Raw genomic sequence first — 20,863 nt, 5'->3', positions numbered from 1 at the left:
TTTCTTCAATATATTTTAAGCCATTACCACATGGTCTGTCAATAACATTATTTGGGATTTAATCAAGCTTTTTTGAAAATTTTTTTACAGAAACCAGCAAAAGAAATATTCCAAGAAGCACTAATACCAGTACTTCTTCCCAAAGTTGCCCAACTCCTACTCCTTTTAAAACAATCCCGCGTAAGATTACAAGAAAATAAGTAAGAGGAACAAAATTACCTAAAAACTTTATCACAGATGGCATTGCTTCTCTCGGAAACATAAAACCTGAAAGTAGAACACTTGGAAGTAAGAACAAAAGAGCAAGCTGCATTGCCTGAAGCTGGGTTTTTGAAATAGAAGAGATAAGCATTCCTATCATAAGAGCACATAGAACAAATTCCAAACCAAAGAGCAAAAGTAATAATATACTGCCTCTCACTGGTACTTTAAACCAAGCAACACCAAACAGTAGCGCCACCAAAAAATCTCCAAATCCAAGAAATATATAAGGTACAAGTTTACCCAATATCAGTTCAATTGATTTTATAGGTGTTACAATCAGCTGTTCAATAGTTCCCTTTTCTCTTTCCCTCACAATAGCAAAAGCAGTTAATATAATTGTTATGTTCTGCATTATCAAACCCATAAGACCGGGTATTGTAAAAAGTTCACTTTTCATTGAAGGGTTGTACTTAACTCTTGTTCTCAAATCAATAAAAGGTTTATTTAAAATACTTTGGTTATACATATTTTGTATTGTTAAAATACCACTTGTAAATACTGTCTTTGCTATTGTTGGGTCTGTGCCATCAACAATGAATAAAATTTGTGGACTTCTTTTTTGCTTTAGCTTTGTAGAAAAATCTGAAGGAATAATCAGGGCAGCTTTAATTTTTCCACTGTCAAGCCACTCATCAATTTCTTTCTGATTCTGTGCAAACAAATTTGGCTTAAAATACCTGGTATTCTGAAGTTTCCTTATAATTTCTCTGCTTTCAAGTGTATTTGACATATCAAGTACGCCGATTACAACATTCTCTATATCCATTTTAACAGCGTATCCAAAAAGCATAAGCATAATAAACGGTGCTACAAATGCCAAAACAAAACTTGCTTTATCTCTTTTTATTTGAATAAATTCTTTTTTAGCAATAGCAAAGAACCTTCTTGCTGAGAATCCTCTCATAGCAAACTAACACCTCTTTTTGAACACTTTTACTCAGAAAATACCTTCACAAAGACATCCTCTATGCTGTCAGACATATACTTTTTCTTTACATTATAAGGTGTGTCAATCTCTTTTAAAATTCCATTGAACATAAATGCAACAACATCACATCTTTCTGCCTCGTCCATATAATGGGTTGTTACAAGCACTGTCACACCGCTGTTTGAAAAAAATTTTATCATTTCCCAATATTCCTTTCTTGAAATGGGGTCAACTCCTGCTGTGGGCTCATCCAAAATTAGGATTTGCGGATTGTGCAGTGTGGCACATGCAAAAGCAAGTTTTTGTTTCATTCCGCCGGATAAGGTACTGACTTGAGACTTTTCTCTACCTTCAAATTTGAAAAGCTTTACAAGTTGTTTCTTTTTTGTCTCAATTTCGTTTTTTGAAAGACCATACACAGCTCCATAAAAATTGATGTTCTCTTCAATCGTCAAATCCTCATACAAACTAAATTTTTGAGAAACATACCCAATATTTTGTCTTACCTCTTCAGGGTATTTTGAAGCATCCTTCCCAAGAACTTCAACATAACCCTCTGTAGCTCTTAATACTCCGCAGATTATTTTTATAGTTGTGGTTTTCCCAGAGCCATTAGGTCCGAGCAGTCCAAAAATACAACCCTTTGGAACCTCAAATGAAATATTATTCACCGCAACAAAGCTACCGAATTTCTTTGTAAGTCTTTCAATTTTTATAGCTTTGTCCAAATCAACCTTCACCTACCTTTCTAAAAATGATTTACAAGATTACGTTTACAATCATCCCAGGCTTGAGTATCTCTTTATTCTTTGTAACATCTATCTTTACCATAAACACCATCTTCTGTTTTTCTTCTTTTGTTTCTACATTCCGCGGAGTGAATTCAGCTTTATCAGAAATATACACAATCTTTCCATATGCTTTCTGCCCATCTTCAGAAACAATACTAACCTCTTTTCCTATCTTTACTTTTCCAAGCTCAGTTGATGGAACATAAATTTTAAGGTAATAATAGTCAAGAGAAATTTGAGCTACAAAACTACCAGGTCCAATAAATTGACCTTCTTCAACGCCCTTTATCGAAATAATACCATCTGCTGGTGAAATGATGGAGGCTTTTTTTAGATTTTCCTCACAAAGTTTCAAGTTCCCTTCTGCTATTTTTACATATTCTAAAGCTTGTGAATAATTCTTTTGAGCAATTTCGACTGATATCGCATATATTGACTTGTCTTCGGGCATTACAGTCTCGTTTTTTACCATTTGAAGCTGAACTTCAAGAGAATTAATTTGATGTGCCACACTTTCATTTTGCGCCTCCAAGGAATTCAGTTGAATTTTTAGTTCAGTCAAAGTTTTAAGCATTTCAGTGTTTGAAACCCTAACAGCTTTTAAATCTTCAATAGCTTGGCGAAGCAGAGAAATGTTCTTTGCATTTCCTTCCTTAAGTGTTTGAAGTTGAAAAATACTTTCTTTCAACTGCTCTAACTGATATTTAGATGGTTTTTTGTTCATAAGAGCATATTTTAGCTTTGCAATTTCAAGATTTTCTTTTGCAATTTTAGAAGAAATCTTTGCAATTTCAAGATTGTACAAAGATAAGTTTTTTTGAATTTCCAAAATACCACTATCTAGTTTGACTATTACATCTCCTTTTTTTACTTTAGAACCTTCCTCAACATACACCTTTTCTACCCTGCCGGCAATTTCACTATTTATATCTATGCTTTTTACCTCAACTGTCGATGAATAAATATCTTCTCCATTTTTTGCTTTACATCCTGTCAAGAAAAACAAAAAAATTATACAAAAAGATAACAACAAAACCAATTTTGTTTTGATTTTTATACTTGGCATTTTTTACTCCTCCCCAATTGCTTTTTTGAATACCAAAAGTACATTGTTAATCTCTCTATCCAGTTCATCTTCAGAAGTCTCAATTCCCAAAATGTATTTTTGAATAAGAAAAGTCAATACCGTCCCTATCATTACCCTTGAAAGACCCTTTGCCATATCAGAACTGACATCAGCTTTTTGCATAAGTATTCTTTCAATAAGCTGCTTTGCTTGACAGGTTTTGGGTACCATTTTTTCACTTACCTCTTTTTTTAGAAGGTCATTGTATTGTATTTCAATCAACACGACCTTGAAAATATCAATATTTTTTTCTGCCATTTCAAGTCTTTCACGTATTAATGACTTTATAAAATCTGGAGTTTTTAAAGCCATACTCTTTTTAATATTTTCTTTTAATGGTAAAAGAGCAACCTGGCTAAGAATCTGTGTCACTCCTGCCTTGATAACCTCTTTGAGAAGGGTTTCTTTGTCTTTAAAATACTTAAAAAGTGTGGCCTCAGAAACTCCTGCTTCTTTCGCTATTTGAGCTGTAGTTGTAGCAGCATAACCATTTTGAGAAATAAGCTTTATAGCTGCTTGGATTATCTTGTTTTTTGTTACTTCACTCTTTTTCACTAATTTCTCACCACCTTTTATTAAGTAAGTACTTACTCACTTTTATTATAAATTAAAAGACTTTGACTGTCAATCTCAAAAAAACGAAACTTAACATTCGAAACTGTGGTGAAAAGGGAGAAGAAATATATTGAAAAGATTGTATAAAATAAATAAAAGGGCTTTTTTTCTAAGCCCTTTTTTCCTTTTTTATTTGGTGACCCCGAGGGGATTCGAACCCCTGTTACAGGCGTGAAAGGCCTGTGTCTTAACCACTTGACCACGGGGCCATACTTCTTATTACATAAAATGGTGGCGGCGAACGGATTCGAACCGCTGACACTGCGGGTATGAACCGCATGCTCTAGCCAACTGAGCTACGCCGCCATTTCTATCATATTTATAATTTGGTTGCGGGGGGAGGATTTGAACCTCCGACCTTCGGGTTATGAGCCCGACGAGCTACCAGCTGCTCCACCCCGCGATATCTGGTGCCGGAAACCGGACTTGAACCGGTACGACCTTATTCAGGTCCCAGGATTTTAAGTCCTGTGCGTCTGCCAGTTCCGCCACTCCGGCATCGCAATTATATATTTTAATGATTTCACTTGCTTTTGTCAAGATATTTTTCTCTTGGTGCGGGTAGAGGGACTTGAACCCCCACGGCTGTTGCCACTAGATCCTAAGTCTAGCGCGTCTGCCAATTCCGCCATACCCGCTTGTTTTTGCGTATTATATTTTAGCACAAGCTTTCTTCTTTGTCAAATGTAAAGGTTTTTGCTCCGAACACCTGTCTTAATCCTTGCTATTGACTCATAAGGTGTTCGGAGCATATAAAAACTTTATTTTATATACACATATATCTTCCTTCTCCTTGGACCATCGAACTCACAAAAGAACACGCCTTGCCATGTACCAAGCATCATCTCACCATTTCGAATTATAATGTTAACAGATGAACCTATCAGGCTTGCCTTTATATGCGCATCAGAATTCCCCTCACTGTGGCTATAGCCATTATTTTCCGGTACTAACTTTTCAAGTTGTTTTTTTATATCACTTACAACCGACGGGTCAGCATGTTCATTGATTGTAATACCTGCAGTTGTATGTGGAACAAACACTGTCATGAGTCCTTCTTCAATATTAGACTGTCTAACAATTTCTTTTAATTTACTTGTAATATCAACAAAATCTACTCTATCTTTTGTTCTTATCTCAATTTCCCTAAACAAATTAGAAATTCCCTCCCGTATTATTTTCTTTGGTACTTATTCCAGTGAAGTATTGAAGATAGGGGCTTTTTGTTTCTTACAGGTTCTTCATCAGCATAACCTATTGCAATGAGCGCACAAAGTTCTAAATTGTCTGGAACGTTTAGCAGCTTCTTGACATCTTCTGAATGCTCCTTTTTATAGCTTGCAACCCAACAACTGCCAAGTCCTAATGCTTTTGCAGCCAATAAAATATATGTGGTCGCCGCTGACATATCTTCTAAAATATATTCGAAATCTTTTTCATAAAGCACAGCAACACAGCATGAAGCATCTTCTATGAATCTGCCATATCGGGCTTTTTGAGCAATTTGTCTTTTGATGTTTTCATCTGTTACTACAACAAATTCCCAACCTTCATTTCCTCTTGCAGTAGGTGCAAATCTCGCAGCATCAATAATCTTTTCAATAACTTCCCTCTCTATGACCACATTTTTTTTGTACTTTCTGATACTTCTTCGAGATTTTAAAACTTCTAATACATCTGCAGACATTTCAAAATATCTCCCCTTTCTTATTCATCTTTTTTATCACTAAGATTTACTAAATTTTCTAAGTATCTTTTCAACTTTTGTCTTGCTAAAAGCACCACTTCTTCAAACCTTTTACCTGTCAAAATCTCAATAGCTTCATCGATTGTTTTTACTGCCCAGATGTGAAAATTTTCTTTTCTAACTTCTTCTACTACCTCATCACACAATACCAAATTTTTTATATTTTGATGCGGGATTATAACACCCTGATTTCCATTCAATCCTTTTCTTTTACAAACATAGTAAAAACCCTCTATCTTTTTTGTTACGCCACCAACAGGCTGAATCACTCCCTTTTGGTTTACAGAACCTGTTATTGCTATCCCCTGATAAATGGGCACATCACTCAAGGCTGAAAGCAGAGCACAAAGTTCAGCTGCTGATGCAGAATCACCTTCAATACCAGAATATAGTTGTTCAAAACATATAGTGGCGTTTAATGCAAGTGGCATATCTTGGGCAAACAGCTGGGCGATATACCCTGAGATAATCAAAATACCTTTGCTATGAGTTTTGCCAGACATTTGTACTTCACGTTCAATATTTATTATACCACTTCTTCCGCTACTTGTGGTAACTGTTATTAAAGAAGGTTTGCCAAAAACATAGTCACCAACATCCAGAATTGCAAGAGCATTTATTTGCCCTACCTTGTAGCCATCCACATCAACTAAAATAGTACCTTTCTCAATCATCTGGTTTATCTTTTCTTCATATTTTGCACTTCTAAATTCTTTTTCGCAAATTGCTTTGCTCACATGTTCCTTCTTCACCACATTACTTTTTTCTAGTTCAGCCCAGGTGTTAGCTTCTGCCAATATCTCAACAATTTCATTAAACCGCGTTGAAAGCTTTTCCTGGTTCTCAACAAGTCTGCAGGAATATTCAATCACTTTCTCAACAGCATCCTTGGAAAATGGCAATGAATTTTCTTTTTTACAAAATGAACTAATAAACTGAACCATTTTGTAGAGATTATCTTGATTGTAATCCATTTCGCTGTCAAAATCAGCTTTAATCTTGAAAAGCTTTCTAAAATCTTCATCGTATGTGTATAGGATATTATAAATATACTCACTGCCAATTAAAATAACCTTTAAATCAACTGGTATAGGTTCTGGTTTTAAAGAAGGGGTTATAAAAAGTCCATAGATATCCTTTAGATTTTCAATGAATATCTGACCTGTTTTTAGTACTCTTTTCAAGGCTTCCCATGCCTGTGGATAGCTCAGCAAATCTTTGGCCTGAAGGATGAGATATCCCCCGTTTGCCCTGTGAATCGCGCCCGCCTTGATTTTTGTGTAGTCTGTAACAAGGATGTTGCCCATCTCGTTATCATATTCAATTTTGCCTATGAGATTGTAATAGGTTGGATTTACTTCATAAACAACAGGCGCGCCATCTAATTCTGAATTGTCAACGATTACATTGACCTTGTATTTATCAAGTCTTGAGATCTTTTTATATGGAACAAATTGCAAAGGAAATTGTGTATCTTCCTCTTCTTTGTCCAAAAAATCATCAAGGTTTTCAATAATGTCATCTGTTACGCTATCAATATAATCCAAAATTTTTATGTTATCTTTATACTTGCTTCTGATTTCGTATACATAATGACTTATTGTAAAGACAGCTATCCTCTTTTGTAGTTCTTTTATTCTCTCTTTCAACTCTCTTTCAAGAATCTTTATCTTCTTTAAAACCTCTTGAGTTTCAAGTTGAAGCTTTTTTACCTTTCTTTCTATTTCATCTCTAATAGTCTTTTCTAACTCAGGATATTCCTCTTCTGAAATCGCCCTACCATTTACAATAGGAATAAAATACACACCGCTTGGAGTATATTTTATCTCAAAATCATATTCCCTTGCTTCTTCAGCTAACCTATCTAAAAGCTGGGTCCTTTTTTCCTGGTACTCATTGTAGATATTGTTTTTGTCATTTTCGTATTCCTCACTGTTAAAAACCTTCTTTAAATCATTAATTACAAACTCCAGAAAATCTGCCATATCCTTCTTAAAAACTTTGCCCATTCCCTTCGGCAGAGATATTGCAATAGGTGAGTCAGGATTGGCAAAATTATAAACATAAACCCAGTCGTTCGGAGCAGGCTTGTTTTTAGCTATCTCATTTAAATAATTTTCGGCAAAACTTGTCTTACCTGTACCTGTAGGACCACACATGTAAATGTTGTATCCTTTGGTGGTAACGCTCAGTCCAAACTCAAATGCTCTTTTAGCTCTTTCTTGTCCAATTATGGTGGTTAAAGGTTCTATCTCGTTTGTGGTTTTAAATTCAAAATTGGATAAATCCACCTTCTTTTTTAATTTATCTGGTGTAAGTTTCATAAGCTTTTCACTCCATCTTTGTAGTTTTGCTTTAAAAATTTTATACCCATTTTTTCGATATTTATTCTTTTTTATAAAAACAACATTGTTGTTGTTACAAAGAAAAAAAGGCTGTAAAATAAATGTTATGAACCATTTTAAAACTGGTAACAATTAATAAAATAAAAAATATAAGGAGTTGAATGCAAATGGGAAACGAAAAGATATATATGATTCCTGTCAATGATGCTTTTTCAAAAAATTGCGAATGTGCTTTTTGTTACCTTGAAAATAATTTCGAAAAACAATGTATTGAAATTGTACTTGGGGAAAGTGTTATGGAGGTTGATGCAAGAATAGAAACCAACAAAAAAGGGTTTTGCAGAAGGCACTTTCATATGCTGCTTGAACAAAAAAATAAACTTCCTTACGGACTTATATTGGAAACTCACCTCAATGAGATAAAAACAAATCTTGAAAATCTTATATATTTTAATCTTTCAGAATCAAACTTGCATCAAAAAGAAGGGTTTATAAAAAAACTTTTTGGCAATCAAAACTTGAACAAAAACAAATTGACAGATATAATACAGTACTTAGAAAATCTCTCTTCTAAGTGCGTTATTTGCGAAAGAATTCAATTAAGAATGAAAAATTATTTTGAAGTATTCTTTTTCATGTGGAAAAACCAGAAAGATTTTCAGCAAAAGGTTCTCTCTTCAAAAGGCTTTTGCTTACATCACTTTAATGAACTTTTGAAATACTCCGTAGACCATTTGTCCGGAAAAGAATTTAACAACTTTGTTGAAAAAATTTGTAAAATTGAGCTTGAAAATCTTACTCGAATCTATACAAACGTCTGTGATTTTAACAAACAGTTTGATTACAGAAATGCCAATAATACTATTACAGAAGAGATAAGAAATTCGCTTTTAAATGCAACAGAAAAATTGGGAAAATACAAATAAATATTTTCTAAACCTGTATTCCTTTTGCAATGATGTGAATATACTCTACATTTATTGAGGTATAATATTCTATCTCCTCTTTTATCTCCCTTTGTATCCCTTCAAGTACAGATTTTATGTTGCAACCAAATTTTAATATAACCTCAATCTTTATATACAACAGATTATTTTTGATAGCAAGGTCAATTGAAAGTATCTTAGCAATATCATTGCTTTTTTTGAGTACTCTGCGAACATACGCAATCAAGACATTTTCTGAAATAGTATATTCACCCAAATAGCTAAAGGTAGGTCTTACTATAGTCTTTTCGGCAACAATATAATCGTTGAGGTTAATTCTCTTAAAAAGCTTTAAAGGATATATCAGCAAACCCGAAAAGTCCTTTTTTATTTCAAAAGTCGGAACAGGTACAACGTGTTTTCCTTCTTTATTTCGCATGGTTATTGCTTTTTTTATCTCAAGGTCGCTCGAAACTTCTTTGATATCAACAAACCTTTCAATACTTCCCAATTCTAATCTTTTTGCTATCATCTGTGCCATCTGTTTGGATGTAGCTAAGATTAAAATTGAATCAATGTTCAAATCTTTTATTGCCTTCTTTACTTCATTTGCATGATCATCTTCCATAAAAAGCGCTCTTCTTACCGAAGCCAAATATGTAGGTTCTTTCTTTGCAGACTTTCCCGCAACAAGCTTTGAGTTGTAAACCAAAATACCATCGTCTATTATAGCACTTGCTCCCAGCATCTTCGCAACAACTATTGCCTTATAGCTTTTACCTGTACCACTTGGTCCAACTAAAGCATACACTTTCACAGCCTCACAACCTTTTCAAAAAGTTTTAAAACCTTTCAAAAGATATTTTACTACCAATACCCCTTCTCTACAATAGCCTCTGCAATCAGGAGGTCTTCTTTTGTTGTTATCTTGAAATTTATTCTACTATTTTCAATTATTTTAGGCTTTATACCCAATCGTTCAACATACTGAAGATCATCTGTAAATAACTCATTTTTAAACATCTCATATCCTCTGTATATTAAATCAAATTTAAAAACTTGAGGTGTTTGTACCAAACATATATTAGACCGTGGCAATGTATTTTGTATGTGACCATCCACTACAAACTTTACAGTATCCATTGCTAAAATGCAAGGCGCAACTGCAAAATGAGTCTCAACCTCAGCAATTAGCTTTTCCAGAAGCTCTAAAGTAATAAAAGGTCTTGCAGCATCGTGGATTGCAACAATATCACATTCACCTTTTAAAATCTCCAATCCTCTTTTTACAGTGTCTGCTCTCTCTTTCCCACCATAATCCCAATAAACAACTTTGCTGTATTTTTCTTTCAAACTTCTTGCAATATCTTCAAAACCTTGAGGTACAAGCAGCACAACTCCATCAATAAAGTGTGATTTTTCAAACACTTCAAGAGAATATTCAATTATCATCTTACCTTTTAAAAATAAAAATTGTTTGGGGGTATCCCCCCCAAACCTCGTGCCTTTACCTGCCGCACACAAAATAGCGCATGTTTTCACTCTTTTCCCTCCACTTACTCTACCATATCAGGATAGTACATTCTCCATGAGGTCCAGCCACCGCTCATATTCAAACAATCTAAACCGTTTGCTTTTAAAATCAAACATCCATGGTATGACCTGAATCCAACACCACAGTAAACAATAATCTTCTTGTCCTTTGGAAGTTCGTTTAGTCTGCTTCTCAGCTCATCTACAGGAATATTTATCGCTCCCTTTATATGTCCAAACTCGTACTCTTCAGGTGTTCTTACGTCCAAGATAAGATGTCCTTTGCTGTCAAGAAGTTCAAATACTCTGTCAGGCAAAATATTCTTAACTTCTCCACGTATTATATTAGAAGCTGTCATGCCAGCCATTATAACAGGGTCTTTTGCAGATGAAAATGGCGGCGCATATACAAGGTCAAGATTTTCCAGGTCAAATACTGTCAAACCTGCATATATTGCAGTTGCAATAACATCAGCTCTTTTGTCAACTCCCTCTTTCCCAACAACCTGTGCACCATAAATTCTGCCAGTTGTATTGTCAAATATAAGTTTTATTGTTAGCTGTTTTCCTCCAGGATAGTAACCAGCATGATGAAGAGGATGAACAATGGTCACGTTATAATCAAGTCCTTGGTCTTTACACTCAGCTTCGCTAAGTCCAACCTTCGCCAAAGCCCAGTCAAATACCTTGATAATAGAACTTCCTATAACACCTTTGAATTCCAAATTTCCGCCTGCTGCATTGCACCCAGCAACTCTTCCCTGCTTGTTTGCAGGTCCTGCCAAAGGAATCCATACATTTTTGCCTGTGATAATACTTTTTACTTCAACTGCATCGCCGGCTGCATAAATGTCAGGGTCAGAGGTCTGCATCTTGTTATTTACCACAATTCCCCTGTTCACTTCAAGGCCTGCTTCCCTTGCAAGCTCAACATTTGGTATCACACCTGCTGTCTGGAAAACAACATCACATTCTATCTCTTCGCCATTTGAAAGTTTTAACCTCTTTGCAATCCCGTCAATAACATCTGCATCAACCACAGATACCCCAGTCTTCACATCGACACCTTTTTCTTTTAACGTATACACAACAGGGTTTGTCATCTCTTTGTCAAACTGAGGCAAAATAGAACTTTTTAGTTCAACAATGGTACAATCCACACCCAGAAGATTTAGCTGCTCAGCAAGTTCCATGCCAATATAGCCAGCTCCAATTACAACTGCTTTTTTTACTGGAGCTGCAGAGAAAGCCTCTTTTATTTTATCAACATCGTAGAGTGTAAAACATGTATAAGAGTTTTTGCAATCTTTCAAAAAAGGCAAAACAAAAGGCCTTGCACCTGTGGCAATGATAAGCTTGTCATAGCTTTCTTCATATGTTGTATTATTTCTTTTGTCTAAAACGGTCACAGATTTCTTACTTCTGTTAATTTTTATAACTTGGGATAACGTGCGAACATCAATGTTATATCTTTTCCTAAACAGCTCTTCTCTTACAACAAGCAAGCTATCTCTTTTTGGGATTGTTCCACCAACATAGTACGGAAGACCGCAGTTCGCAAATGATACATACTCTCCCTGCTCAAGTAGTACAATCTGAGCATTTTCGTTTGTTCTTCTGGCTTTTGTGGCTGCAGATGCTCCAGCTGCAACTCCACCGATTATCACAATTTTCATTTGTTTGCCATTCCCCTTTCTATTAATGATTTCAAATTTCAAATGTTATTTCTTTATCAAATTACCTTCTCATTTCATTTTATCACTTTAGATATTTTTTGCAAATATATTATGAAGCAAAGATGGAAATAATGAACAGATTATGATGATGCCCCATTCAAGACTTTTCAAGGAACTTACCTCAAATACTATACCCAGCTGTGGTATATATATTACCAGTAAAAATAATACAAATGATGTAATTACAGCAATCAAAAGGTATATGTTCCCAAACAACATTGAGAGTATATTTCTTTTATTTGTTGAACACTCAAAAGCAAAAATGAGCTGAGATATTACAAGTGTGGCAAATGCAACTGTTCTTGCTGTTTTGATGTCATAGCCTTTAAAAAGAGGTAAGTAAAACGACAAGGTTGCAAATATGCCGATTGAAAGCCCTCTTAATACTATTTCTTGCATCAGTCCACCTGCAAAAAGGCTTTCTTTTTTGGGTCTTGGCTTTCTTTTCATTACGTCTTCATCACCTTTGGAAAGAGAAAGAGCTGCTGCAGGAAGACCATCTGTCACAAGATTTACCCATAGAATTTGCATGGGCAAGAGTGCAATTGGCAAATTTAATATTGAGGTAAAAAACATTATCAATACCTCGCCAATATTACAAGCAAGAAGATATTTAACAAACTTTTTTATATTGTCATAGATAATTCTTCCCTCTTCAATCGCATGAACAATCGTGACATAATTATCATCAAGTAATACCATTGAAGCAGCTTCTTTTGTAACATCACTTCCACTTATCCCCATGGCAATACCAATATCCGCTTCTTTGACTGCTGGTGCGTCATTTACTCCATCGCCTGTCATGGCAACAATGTTCTCTTTTCTTTTTAAAAGTCTTACAATTTTTAGTTTGCAAAGCGGGTCTACCCTTGCAAATACCGAAATATTGTCAATATTCTTTTCAATAAACTTCTCATCCTTTTCAAGTTCTTCGCCTGTGACCACCTCTTCAAAGCTTTCTGCAATTCCAAGTTCCCTTGCTATTGCAAACGCTGTAAGTTTATGGTCACCTGTTATCATAACTGTTTTAACTCCAGCTTTTCTTACCTTGCTAATTGCCAGCTTGACACCTCTTTTAGGTGGGTCTATCATTCCAACAAGACCTAAAAAAATCATATCATCTACATCTTGAGAATTAAATTTCATGCACATAAGCAAAACTCTCAATGCTGCACTGCACATCAGTTCATTTTTCTTGGCAATTATCCTCTTTTCATAGGAGGTAAGTTCTTTTATTGTCCCATCTTGACACATATAAAACTTGCATCTTCCAATCAAGCTTTCATATGCACCCTTGACAAATAAAATACTGCTATCACCATATTTTACTGTCACACCCATATACCGTTTGTTAGAATCGAAAGGTATTTCTGCTACTTTTTCTTCTCTTTTTATATACTCTTTATATTTTTTTGCCAAAACCAAAAGTGCTATTTCAGTTGGGTCACCGCTTGTTTTTAAGTCATTTCTGATTTTTTCTAACTCTGCATTGTTGCAGTTAACAGCACACATCATTATGTAATCAAGAAGCTGATTTTTTACAATTCGGCCGTTTAAAAGAATCCTTCCTTTTAAATCATACCCTGTCCCTTCAACCTCTATGCTCATGTCAACTGTCTCTATCCTTTTCACAGTCATCTTGTTCTCTGTCAAAGTCCCTGTTTTGTCTGAACAAATAACATTTACACACCCTAAGGTCTCAACAGATGAAAGCTTTCTTACAAGTGCATTTTTCTTTGCCATACGCTGAACCCCTATTGCCAAGGTAATTGTTACAACAGCAGGAAGACCTTCAGGAATTGCTGCAACTGCTAAACTTATTCCTATCATAAACATGTCGTAGATATTTTGTTCTCTAATTATTCCCAGTATTACTATTACACTGCATATAGCAATACAAATTACAGCAAGTATTTTACCAAGCTGGTTTAATCTGACTTGCAAAGGTGTTTTAGTCTCCTGTGTTTCTCCCAGTACCTTTGCTATTTGTCCCATTTTGGTGTTAAGCCCTATTGAAGTAACCTTCATCAAACCCTTTCCTTTGACTACGTACGTACCCATATAAAGCCTATTTTCACTGTGAACATCCTTGTCCATTGCTGTAGACTCACCTGTTAAGATAGACTCATCAACCTTCAGTGAATATCCTTCGACTAATACTCCATCTGCTGGAATTCTGTCTCCCTCTTCAATTACTACAATGTCTCCTACTGTTACATATTTTGCTTCAATTACTTCTAATTTTCCGTCTCTTATGACTTTTGCTTTGTAGGAAATGTAGTTTTTTAATGATTCCAAAGCTCTTTCGGCTTTGTATTCCTGAATAAACCCCAGCGTTCCGTTTAAAATTATAAGGAAAAAGATAACAATAGCATCTAAAAACTCGCCGAGCAAAAATGATAAAGCCGTAGACACAGCCAAAATCAGAACCAGAATGTCTTTGAACTGGTCTAAAAATATTGAAAGAGGTTTCTTTCTTTTTTCAATTTCAATCTCGTTTATACCAAATCTTTCCATATTCTCTTCAGCTTCTTTGAAAGAAAGCCCTTTTTCAAAGCTTTTAAGATTGTTCAGCATCGTGGTTTTATCATCCTCGCCTGAATATCTATAAACAATATTATTAAAAAGCTCAATGTTTTATGAAGAACAAATACAGGCTTAAAAAAGTGAGCTAAATATTAAAATTCTTATATTTATTTTCACATAAAACAGGTTTATAATGTATTAAAGTAGCCAGCAAATGAAAATTTAAATTCGGAAGGGTGCTTCTTACGTGGACAACTTAAAAAGATTATCACCATATTTTCGAAAATATAAAAAATTTTTAATCCTTGGATTTGCTCTCATTTCCATATCTATAACCCTTGGAATGGTAAATCCATATATCTCTAAACTGATCATTGATGAAGCAATTTCAAAGAAAAAGTATCATTTGCTTTTACCATTTGTCATCACAATGCTCAGTGTAAGCTTGGTGCGGGGTCTTATAAGATATAGTCACTCATACTTATTTGAAAACGTATCCCAGAATATACTGTATGAACTCAGAGAAACACTTTACAATTTTTTACAAAGACAGACCTATGAATTTTATGACAAAACTCGAACAGGAGAAATCATGGCACGCATGACAGGTGACTTGGAAGGAATTAGAATGTTTTTCTCCACTGCCTTAGCTCTGCTTGCCGAAAATATTTTGAACTTTTCGATATCTCTTACCATAATGTTCATTTTAAACGTAAAGCTCACATTTGCTCTACTTCTCTCAACGCCTATATTGCTAATTTTGGTTTATATTTTTGACAGAACCATAAGACCAGAATTTATCAAGATACGAGAAAAGTATTCTAAACTCAACACAGCAACTCAGGAAAATATTACAGGTATCAGAGTTGTAAAGGCTTTCTCACAAGAGAACTTTGAAATAGAGAAATTTTCGTCTGCCAACAGCGAATACAAAGAACAAAATATCACAGTGGGACTTATCTGGGGCAAATTCTTTCCTATGATTGAAGCAGTGACATCTTTACTTGTTCTGATTATTTTCGCACTGGGCGGTTTTATGGTAATTAAAAATTTAATTACAGTTGGAACACTTATGGCTTTTCAAGGATATCTTTGGGCTATAATTTGGCCTTTGAGGTCATTGGGATGGATTATAAGTATGGTGGAAAGAGCAAACGCTTCTTGTGAAAGAGTATTTGGATTGCTCAGTACACCTGTCAAAATCAAAGGAAAACCAACCCCATTTGAGGTCAAAGAAGGGTATGTAAGGTTTGAAAATGTGTATTTCAAACACTCTGGAAATCTTGTGTTAGAAAATATCAATTTTGAAGTAAAACCTAAAATGAAGGTTGCTATAATGGGACCAACAGGTTCAGGAAAATCTTCTGTGGTAAATCTTATACCCCGTTTTTATGACGTATCAAGCGGAAGAGTACTAATAGACGAAATAGATGTAAAAGACTACGACCTTAAAAAACTCAGAGGTGCAATTTCTGTAATCCCTCAAGAGACATTTTTATTTTCTGATACTATTGCAAACAACATAGCATACGGCGTGGAAAACGCTTCTTTGGAAGATATCATAAACGCCGCAAAACTTGCTCAGGCACATGAGTTTATTATCCAGTTCCCAGATGGATACGATACTCTTGTTGGAGAAAGAGGAATTGGTCTTTCAGGCGGTCAAAAACAACGAATTGCAATAGCAAGAGCTCTTTTGAAAAAACCCAAGATATTGATCCTCGATGACGCAACATCTGCAGTTGATATGGAGACAGAATATTTGATAAGCAAAGCGTTAGAAGAATATTTTAAAGACTGTACCGTATTTATCATTGCTCATAGGATTTCAATGGTAAAAGACTGCGACTTGATACTCTACCTTGAAAATGGAAAGATTGTGGAACAAGGAACTCATAGTGAACTTTTAGCTAAAAAAGGCAGATATTATAATATATTTGTTCAGCAATACAAAGATATTCTGAGTACACAAAAAGAAGGTGGTAGATTTTGAATACTTCTACAAAAAGACTCAGAATTGAAGAAGATGAACCAATAACAAAGCCTTTTAATTGGTCACAGTTTGTGAGACTTTTGAGATATATAAAGCCATATAAAAGGTACTTTATATACTCTCTTCTTCTAATGATACTTGCTACATTCTACAACCTTGCCGGACCGTATTTGATAAGATTGGTTATTGATATTGATATTCCCCACAGAAATATCCATGCTCTTTTTTATAAGGCAGTTTTCTATATTGTACTTACCTTATTGTACGTGATAAGTCTTCGCGTAAGAACAATCTTTATGACAAAACTCGGCAACAGTGTGGTCTCAGATATTCGAATGCATCTTTTTACTCATCTTCAGAAACTATCTCTCAACTTTTTTGACAGTCGACCTGCAGGCAAGATAATGGTAAGAGTAATGAATGACGTGGATTCTTTATCAGAGCTTTTGTCTAACAGTATTTTAAATGTGCTTGTTGACACTTTAAGCCTTTGGGCTACCATAGTAATAATGCTTTCAATAGATATAAAACTTTCCATTGTCGCACTTGCAGTGCTTCCTCTTTTAATCTCAATAATCATGATATTAAAAAATTCGATAAGAACAAGATGGCAAGATGTCAGGAAAAAATCCTCTACCTTGAATGCTTACATCCATGAAAGCATTCAAGGAATGAAAATAACTCAGGCTTTTGTTAGAGAAGAAAAAAATGCTGAAATCTTTAAGATGCTTAACACTACATTCAAAAATACATGGATGAAAGCAATCAGAGTAAATAACCTATTTTGGCCAACAATAGATTTCACCGGGACCCTTTCGAGTGTTCTTATATTTCTTTTTGGTATCTGGATGATGAGAAAAGGGTACACAACACTTGGCACAATTATAGCATTTTCTAATTATATGGGAATGTTCTGGCAACCTATTAACAATATATCTAACTTTTATAACCAGCTGCTTGTTGCTATGGCATCAACAGAGCGCATATTCGAAATTCTTGATACTCAACCGGATGTTCAAGATGCCAAAGATGCATATGACTTACCACCAATTAGAGGTGAAATAACATTTGAAAATGTTTCTTTTTCATACGACGAGGAAAAACCTGTTTTAAAAGATGTTTCATTCACCATTAAAGCTGGTGAGACAATTGCGCTTGTAGGCGAAACAGGTGCAGGAAAAACCACAATAATAAATCTCATTGCAAGGTTTTATGATCCTCAAAAAGGAAAAATCCTGATTGACGGACATGACATCAAAAACGTAACTTTAAACTCACTAAGAAAGCAAATGGGTATAATGTTACAAGACACTTTCATATTTTCTGGCACAATTGCAGACAACATTCGATACGCAAAACCGCAAGCTACAATGGATGAAGTAATAAAGGCTGCAAAGATTGTTAATGCGCACGAGTTTATTATGAAAATGGAAAACGGATATGATACGGAGGTCAACGAAAGAGGAAGTCGCCTCTCTATCGGCCAAAGACAGCTCATCGCATTTGCCAGAGCACTTTTAGCTGACCCAAAAATACTGATATTAGATGAAGCAACCTCGGCAGTAGACACTCAAACAGAGGTCCTAATCCAACAGGCTATAGAAAAGCTAACATCGGGCAGGACCTCAATTATTATAGCTCACAGACTGTCCACAATCAGAAATGCAGACAGGATATTTGTCATCCACGATGGACAAATTGTTGAAGAAGGCAATCATGAACAGCTTATTGAGAAGAAAGGCTATTACTATAATCTCTATACCTCACAGTTTAAATATTTTGAAAAATAGTAATCCCAATTAAAAATGGCTGGTCCAAAGTAGCCAGCCATTTTTTATGATTCATGCTTGATATTTGTTTATCGTACTTAGAAGCTGTGTCTGCCATTTTTCATAAACCGGTATTATTTCGTTTTGATACTTGGCAAGAAGCTTTTCAGCTACTGGCTGCTTGTACATCTGAAGAAGCTCGCTCAACCTTTCTTGAAATTCATTTTCTGTGTTCTGAAGACTTTCTACGTCAAACTCATCTTGAATTACTCTCAGAGCACTTGAAATGCTTAAGAATGCTTCAATGATATCGTTTAAAAGATAAAAAGAGTCTTCAAACCTCAGCTGCGGAATTTGAACATTCATGATATGATCAAAAGCTTCTGACATGGTAGAGGTAAGCTCATTTATCTTTTGGACAATCTCTAAGTACTTTTCATTCATTTTTCTAACCCAACCTTCCTGACTTAATAGTGTAATATATATTTTATATAATACCACACTAAACTCAAGATTTCATCCATCAAATTGAAAAAGGGCAGGAAATTTCCCCCGCCCTTTTTCAGTAATTTGGCATTCATTATTTGAGTTCAACTTTTGCTCCAACTTCTTCAAGTTTCTTCTTGATCTGCTCAGCTTCGTCTTTTGAAACATTCTCTTTGATTGGCTTTGGAGCACCATCAACAAGATCCTTTGCCTCTTTCAACCCAAGACCAGTTATCTCTCTTACAACCTTGATAACCTTGATCTTATCGCTACCTGCATCTGCTAAAATAACGTTAAATTCTGTCTTCTCTTCTGCAGCTGGAGCTGCTGCCTGAGCACCAGCAACTGGAGCTGCTGCAACCGCAACTGGAGCTGCTGCTGTAACGCCAAACTCTTCTTCCAAAGCTTTTACCATCTCAGAAAGCTCTAATACTGTCAATGTTTTGATTTCTTCAATCAATTTTTGAACCTTTTCGCTTGCCATCTTTAAACAACCTCCCACTTTAAAATTTTTTTATTTTTTTATTTATGTTAAGCACTCTGCTTCTTAGCAATAGCATCGAGTGCCAGAACAAGCTTTCTAATTGTACCAGAAAGTACATATACAAGACCAGACATCGGCGCGTTCAAGCCGCCAAGCATCTTTGCAACAAGTTCTTCTCTTGATGGAAGTTTGGAAAGTGCGTCAACCTCTTTTGCAGAAATCACTTTACCTTCAATAAATCCGCCTCTTATTTCTAACTTTTCAAGGTCTTTTGCGCCTTCTTTTAATACCTTTGCAACCTTTACAGGGTCATCGTATGAAAATGCAATAGCAATAGGCCCTTCAAAAAACTGTTCAAGCTCAGAAAGATTATTTTCCCTTACAGCAAAGGTAAACAAAGTCTTTTTTACAACCTTGTACTCAATTCCTGCTTCTCTTAGCTTCTTTCTGAGCGCTGTGTCCTGTTCGACGGTAATTCCATGATTGCAAACAATCACACCAGCTTTTGCTTTGGACAGCTTTTCCTTGTATTCATTTAAAAGCTGTTCTTTTACCGCTCTTGACTTTGCCAACAAATTCACCTCCCTTTTGTATCCCATAAATTATTAAAGCCTCTTTAAGTTTACCTTAAAGAGGCTGTAATTATCCTTCCCCCCTTCGGCCAATGAGAAAAACAATTCACAATACACCTCGGCCGATGGGCTTACAAATAATTACAACCTCGGTAGGCAAACCTTTAAGCAAAGTACCCTTAAAAAGTACTTTGCACCTACTGTCTTCGGTTGTAGGCTATTCACTTTTTGAATTTTAGAACATTTTTATACTATTATAACGGTTTTAATGGGTTTATTTTAATTCCAGGTCCCATTGTTGTTGCTACTGTGATGCTTTTTATAAACTGCCCTTTTGCAGCAGCTGGTCTTGCCTTGATGATTGCATCCATTAGTGTTCTATAGTTTTCAAGAAGTTTCTCTTTCCCAAATGAAACCTTGCCAATTGGACAGTGGATTATAGCTGTCTTGTCAAGCCTAAATTCAACTCTACCAGCTTTTGCTTCTTTCACAGCTTTTGCAACATCCATTGTTACAGTCCCTGATTTTGGGTTTGGCATCAAACCTTTAGGGCCTAAAATCTTACCAAGTCTTCCAACCAAACCCATCATATCAGGTGTTGCAATACATACATCAAAATCTGTCCAGCCTTCATTTTGAATCTTTGCAACAAGCTCTTCTGCACCTACATAATCTGCTCCTGCTTCTTCTGCTTCTTTTGCCTTGTCACCTTTTGCAAAAACTAAAACTCTTACGTTTTTACCTGTACCGTTCGGCAAAACCACAGTGCCTCTTACCTGCTGGTCAGCATGTCTTGGATCAACGTTTAATCTTACATGAACTTCCACTGTCTCGTTAAACTTTGCATAAGATGTTTTTAGCGCAAGATCAATTGCTTCTTCTGGGTCATAAAGCTTTGTTTTATCGACAAGTTTTGCGACTTCTTGATATTTCTTACCTCTGAACATTCTCTTTATAAACCTCCTTTGTGGTATTTGCGGCTATAAATTAACCTCCCACACCTACCTTAAGGTGCAAAAATA

At 35.4% G+C, this 20,863-nt stretch carries 18 protein-coding genes, 5 tRNA genes and 1 other annotated feature; of the genes, 3 read left to right on the top strand and 20 right to left on the bottom strand.

Annotation, left to right across the window (positions count from 1 at the left end; all coding sequences use genetic code 11):
• Positions 1 to 58 precede the first annotated feature (58 nt).
• The 12 genes from CALHY_RS06225 to CALHY_RS06170 form a co-directional block, all read right to left on the bottom strand.
• Positions 59 to 1,168, bottom strand: a complete 1,110-nt coding sequence (locus CALHY_RS06225) for an ABC transporter permease (protein WP_013403121.1) — start codon at positions 1,166 to 1,168, stop codon at positions 59 to 61.
• Positions 1,169 to 1,197: 29 nt separating this feature from the next.
• Positions 1,198 to 1,920, bottom strand: coding sequence for an ABC transporter ATP-binding protein (locus tag CALHY_RS06220; RefSeq protein WP_013403120.1), 723 nt, complete (start codon positions 1,918 to 1,920; stop codon positions 1,198 to 1,200).
• Positions 1,921 to 1,951: 31 nt separating this feature from the next.
• Positions 1,952 to 3,049: an HlyD family secretion protein gene (locus CALHY_RS06215; RefSeq protein WP_013403119.1), complete on the bottom strand. Its 1,098-nt coding sequence runs from the start codon at positions 3,047 to 3,049 to the stop codon at positions 1,952 to 1,954.
• A gap of 3 nt (positions 3,050 to 3,052) precedes the next feature.
• On the bottom strand, positions 3,053 to 3,664 hold the full coding sequence (locus tag CALHY_RS06210; RefSeq protein WP_013403118.1) for a TetR/AcrR family transcriptional regulator: 612 nt from the start codon (positions 3,662 to 3,664) through the stop codon (positions 3,053 to 3,055).
• A gap of 194 nt (positions 3,665 to 3,858) precedes the next feature.
• Positions 3,859 to 3,933 (bottom strand) — tRNA-Glu (locus tag CALHY_RS06205).
• Between the two features lie 20 nt (positions 3,934 to 3,953).
• Positions 3,954 to 4,030 (bottom strand) — tRNA-Met (locus tag CALHY_RS06200).
• A gap of 21 nt (positions 4,031 to 4,051) precedes the next feature.
• Positions 4,052 to 4,127, bottom strand: a tRNA-Met gene (locus tag CALHY_RS06195).
• Positions 4,128 to 4,132: 5 nt separating this feature from the next.
• Positions 4,133 to 4,222: transfer RNA gene (locus tag CALHY_RS06190), tRNA-Leu, on the bottom strand.
• 55 nt (positions 4,223 to 4,277) lie between these two features.
• Positions 4,278 to 4,362, bottom strand: a tRNA-Leu gene (locus CALHY_RS06185).
• A 123-nt stretch (positions 4,363 to 4,485) separates the two neighbouring features.
• Entirely contained in the window at positions 4,486 to 4,878 is a 393-nt protein-coding gene (locus tag CALHY_RS06180; protein WP_013403117.1) for a secondary thiamine-phosphate synthase enzyme YjbQ, read from the bottom strand.
• Between the two features lie 20 nt (positions 4,879 to 4,898).
• Positions 4,899 to 5,411, bottom strand: a complete 513-nt coding sequence (locus CALHY_RS06175) for a nitroreductase family protein (RefSeq protein WP_013403116.1) — start codon at positions 5,409 to 5,411, stop codon at positions 4,899 to 4,901.
• A gap of 20 nt (positions 5,412 to 5,431) precedes the next feature.
• On the bottom strand, positions 5,432 to 7,795 hold the full coding sequence (locus CALHY_RS06170) for an ATP-binding protein (protein ID WP_013403115.1): 2,364 nt from the start codon (positions 7,793 to 7,795) through the stop codon (positions 5,432 to 5,434).
• A gap of 188 nt (positions 7,796 to 7,983) precedes the next feature.
• Between CALHY_RS06170 and CALHY_RS06165 the strand changes: the two genes are divergently transcribed.
• Entirely contained in the window at positions 7,984 to 8,742 is a 759-nt protein-coding gene (locus CALHY_RS06165; protein WP_013403114.1) for a DUF6062 family protein, read from the top strand.
• Between the two features lie 7 nt (positions 8,743 to 8,749).
• Here CALHY_RS06165 and CALHY_RS06160 read toward each other — a convergent pair whose 3' ends face one another.
• The 4 genes from CALHY_RS06160 to CALHY_RS06145 all read right to left on the bottom strand — a co-directional run bounded on the left by CALHY_RS06160 (position 8,750) and on the right by CALHY_RS06145 (position 14,588).
• Positions 8,750 to 9,553, bottom strand: a complete 804-nt coding sequence (locus CALHY_RS06160; RefSeq protein WP_013403113.1) for an Asp23/Gls24 family envelope stress response protein — start codon at positions 9,551 to 9,553, stop codon at positions 8,750 to 8,752.
• A 56-nt stretch (positions 9,554 to 9,609) separates the two neighbouring features.
• Complete coding sequence (gene ispD, locus CALHY_RS06155) at positions 9,610 to 10,284, bottom strand: 2-C-methyl-D-erythritol 4-phosphate cytidylyltransferase (RefSeq protein ID WP_013403112.1); 675 nt, start codon at positions 10,282 to 10,284, stop codon at positions 9,610 to 9,612.
• 14 nt (positions 10,285 to 10,298) lie between these two features.
• Positions 10,299 to 11,951, bottom strand: coding sequence for an FAD-dependent oxidoreductase (locus CALHY_RS06150; RefSeq protein WP_013403111.1), 1,653 nt, complete (start codon positions 11,949 to 11,951; stop codon positions 10,299 to 10,301).
• An 87-nt stretch (positions 11,952 to 12,038) separates the two neighbouring features.
• Positions 12,039 to 14,588 (bottom strand): calcium-translocating P-type ATPase, PMCA-type, encoded by a 2,550-nt coding sequence (locus CALHY_RS06145; RefSeq protein WP_013403110.1) that lies wholly within the window; start codon positions 14,586 to 14,588, stop codon positions 12,039 to 12,041.
• A gap of 196 nt (positions 14,589 to 14,784) precedes the next feature.
• On the opposite strand from CALHY_RS06145, the gene CALHY_RS06140 reads away from it, so the two are divergent.
• Both CALHY_RS06140 and CALHY_RS06135 read left to right on the top strand, forming a co-directional pair.
• Positions 14,785 to 16,530, top strand: coding sequence for an ABC transporter ATP-binding protein (locus tag CALHY_RS06140; RefSeq protein WP_013403109.1), 1,746 nt, complete (start codon positions 14,785 to 14,787; stop codon positions 16,528 to 16,530).
• Complete coding sequence (locus tag CALHY_RS06135; RefSeq protein WP_013403108.1) at positions 16,527 to 18,320, top strand: ABC transporter ATP-binding protein; 1,794 nt, start codon at positions 16,527 to 16,529, stop codon at positions 18,318 to 18,320. Before CALHY_RS06140 ends, CALHY_RS06135 begins: the two co-directional genes overlap by 4 nt.
• A gap of 51 nt (positions 18,321 to 18,371) precedes the next feature.
• On the opposite strand, the gene CALHY_RS06130 is transcribed toward CALHY_RS06135, so the two are convergent.
• From CALHY_RS06130 to rplA, 4 genes are all read right to left on the bottom strand, one after another.
• Positions 18,372 to 18,743: a hypothetical protein gene (locus CALHY_RS06130; RefSeq protein WP_013403107.1), complete on the bottom strand. Its 372-nt coding sequence runs from the start codon at positions 18,741 to 18,743 to the stop codon at positions 18,372 to 18,374.
• Positions 18,744 to 18,879: 136 nt separating this feature from the next.
• Positions 18,880 to 19,269, bottom strand: coding sequence for a 50S ribosomal protein L7/L12 (gene rplL, locus CALHY_RS06125; RefSeq protein ID WP_011917713.1), 390 nt, complete (start codon positions 19,267 to 19,269; stop codon positions 18,880 to 18,882).
• A gap of 47 nt (positions 19,270 to 19,316) precedes the next feature.
• Positions 19,317 to 19,868 carry a 50S ribosomal protein L10 gene (rplJ, locus tag CALHY_RS06120; protein ID WP_013403106.1) on the bottom strand — a complete coding sequence of 184 codons (552 nt, stop codon included), beginning with the start codon at positions 19,866 to 19,868 and terminating at the stop codon, positions 19,317 to 19,319.
• Positions 19,865 to 20,069 (bottom strand) — a sequence feature (ribosomal protein L10 leader region). It overlaps the preceding gene by 4 nt.
• Positions 20,070 to 20,095: 26 nt before the next feature.
• On the bottom strand, positions 20,096 to 20,788 hold the full coding sequence (gene rplA, locus CALHY_RS06115; RefSeq protein WP_013403105.1) for a 50S ribosomal protein L1: 693 nt from the start codon (positions 20,786 to 20,788) through the stop codon (positions 20,096 to 20,098).
• Between the last annotated feature and the right edge of the window lie 75 nt (positions 20,789 to 20,863).

This window comes from Caldicellulosiruptor hydrothermalis 108 (assembly GCF_000166355.1).
Lineage (GTDB): Bacteria > Bacillota > Thermoanaerobacteria > Caldicellulosiruptorales > Caldicellulosiruptoraceae > Caldicellulosiruptor > Caldicellulosiruptor hydrothermalis.
This window is presented reverse-complemented; position numbering and strand designations above follow the sequence as displayed.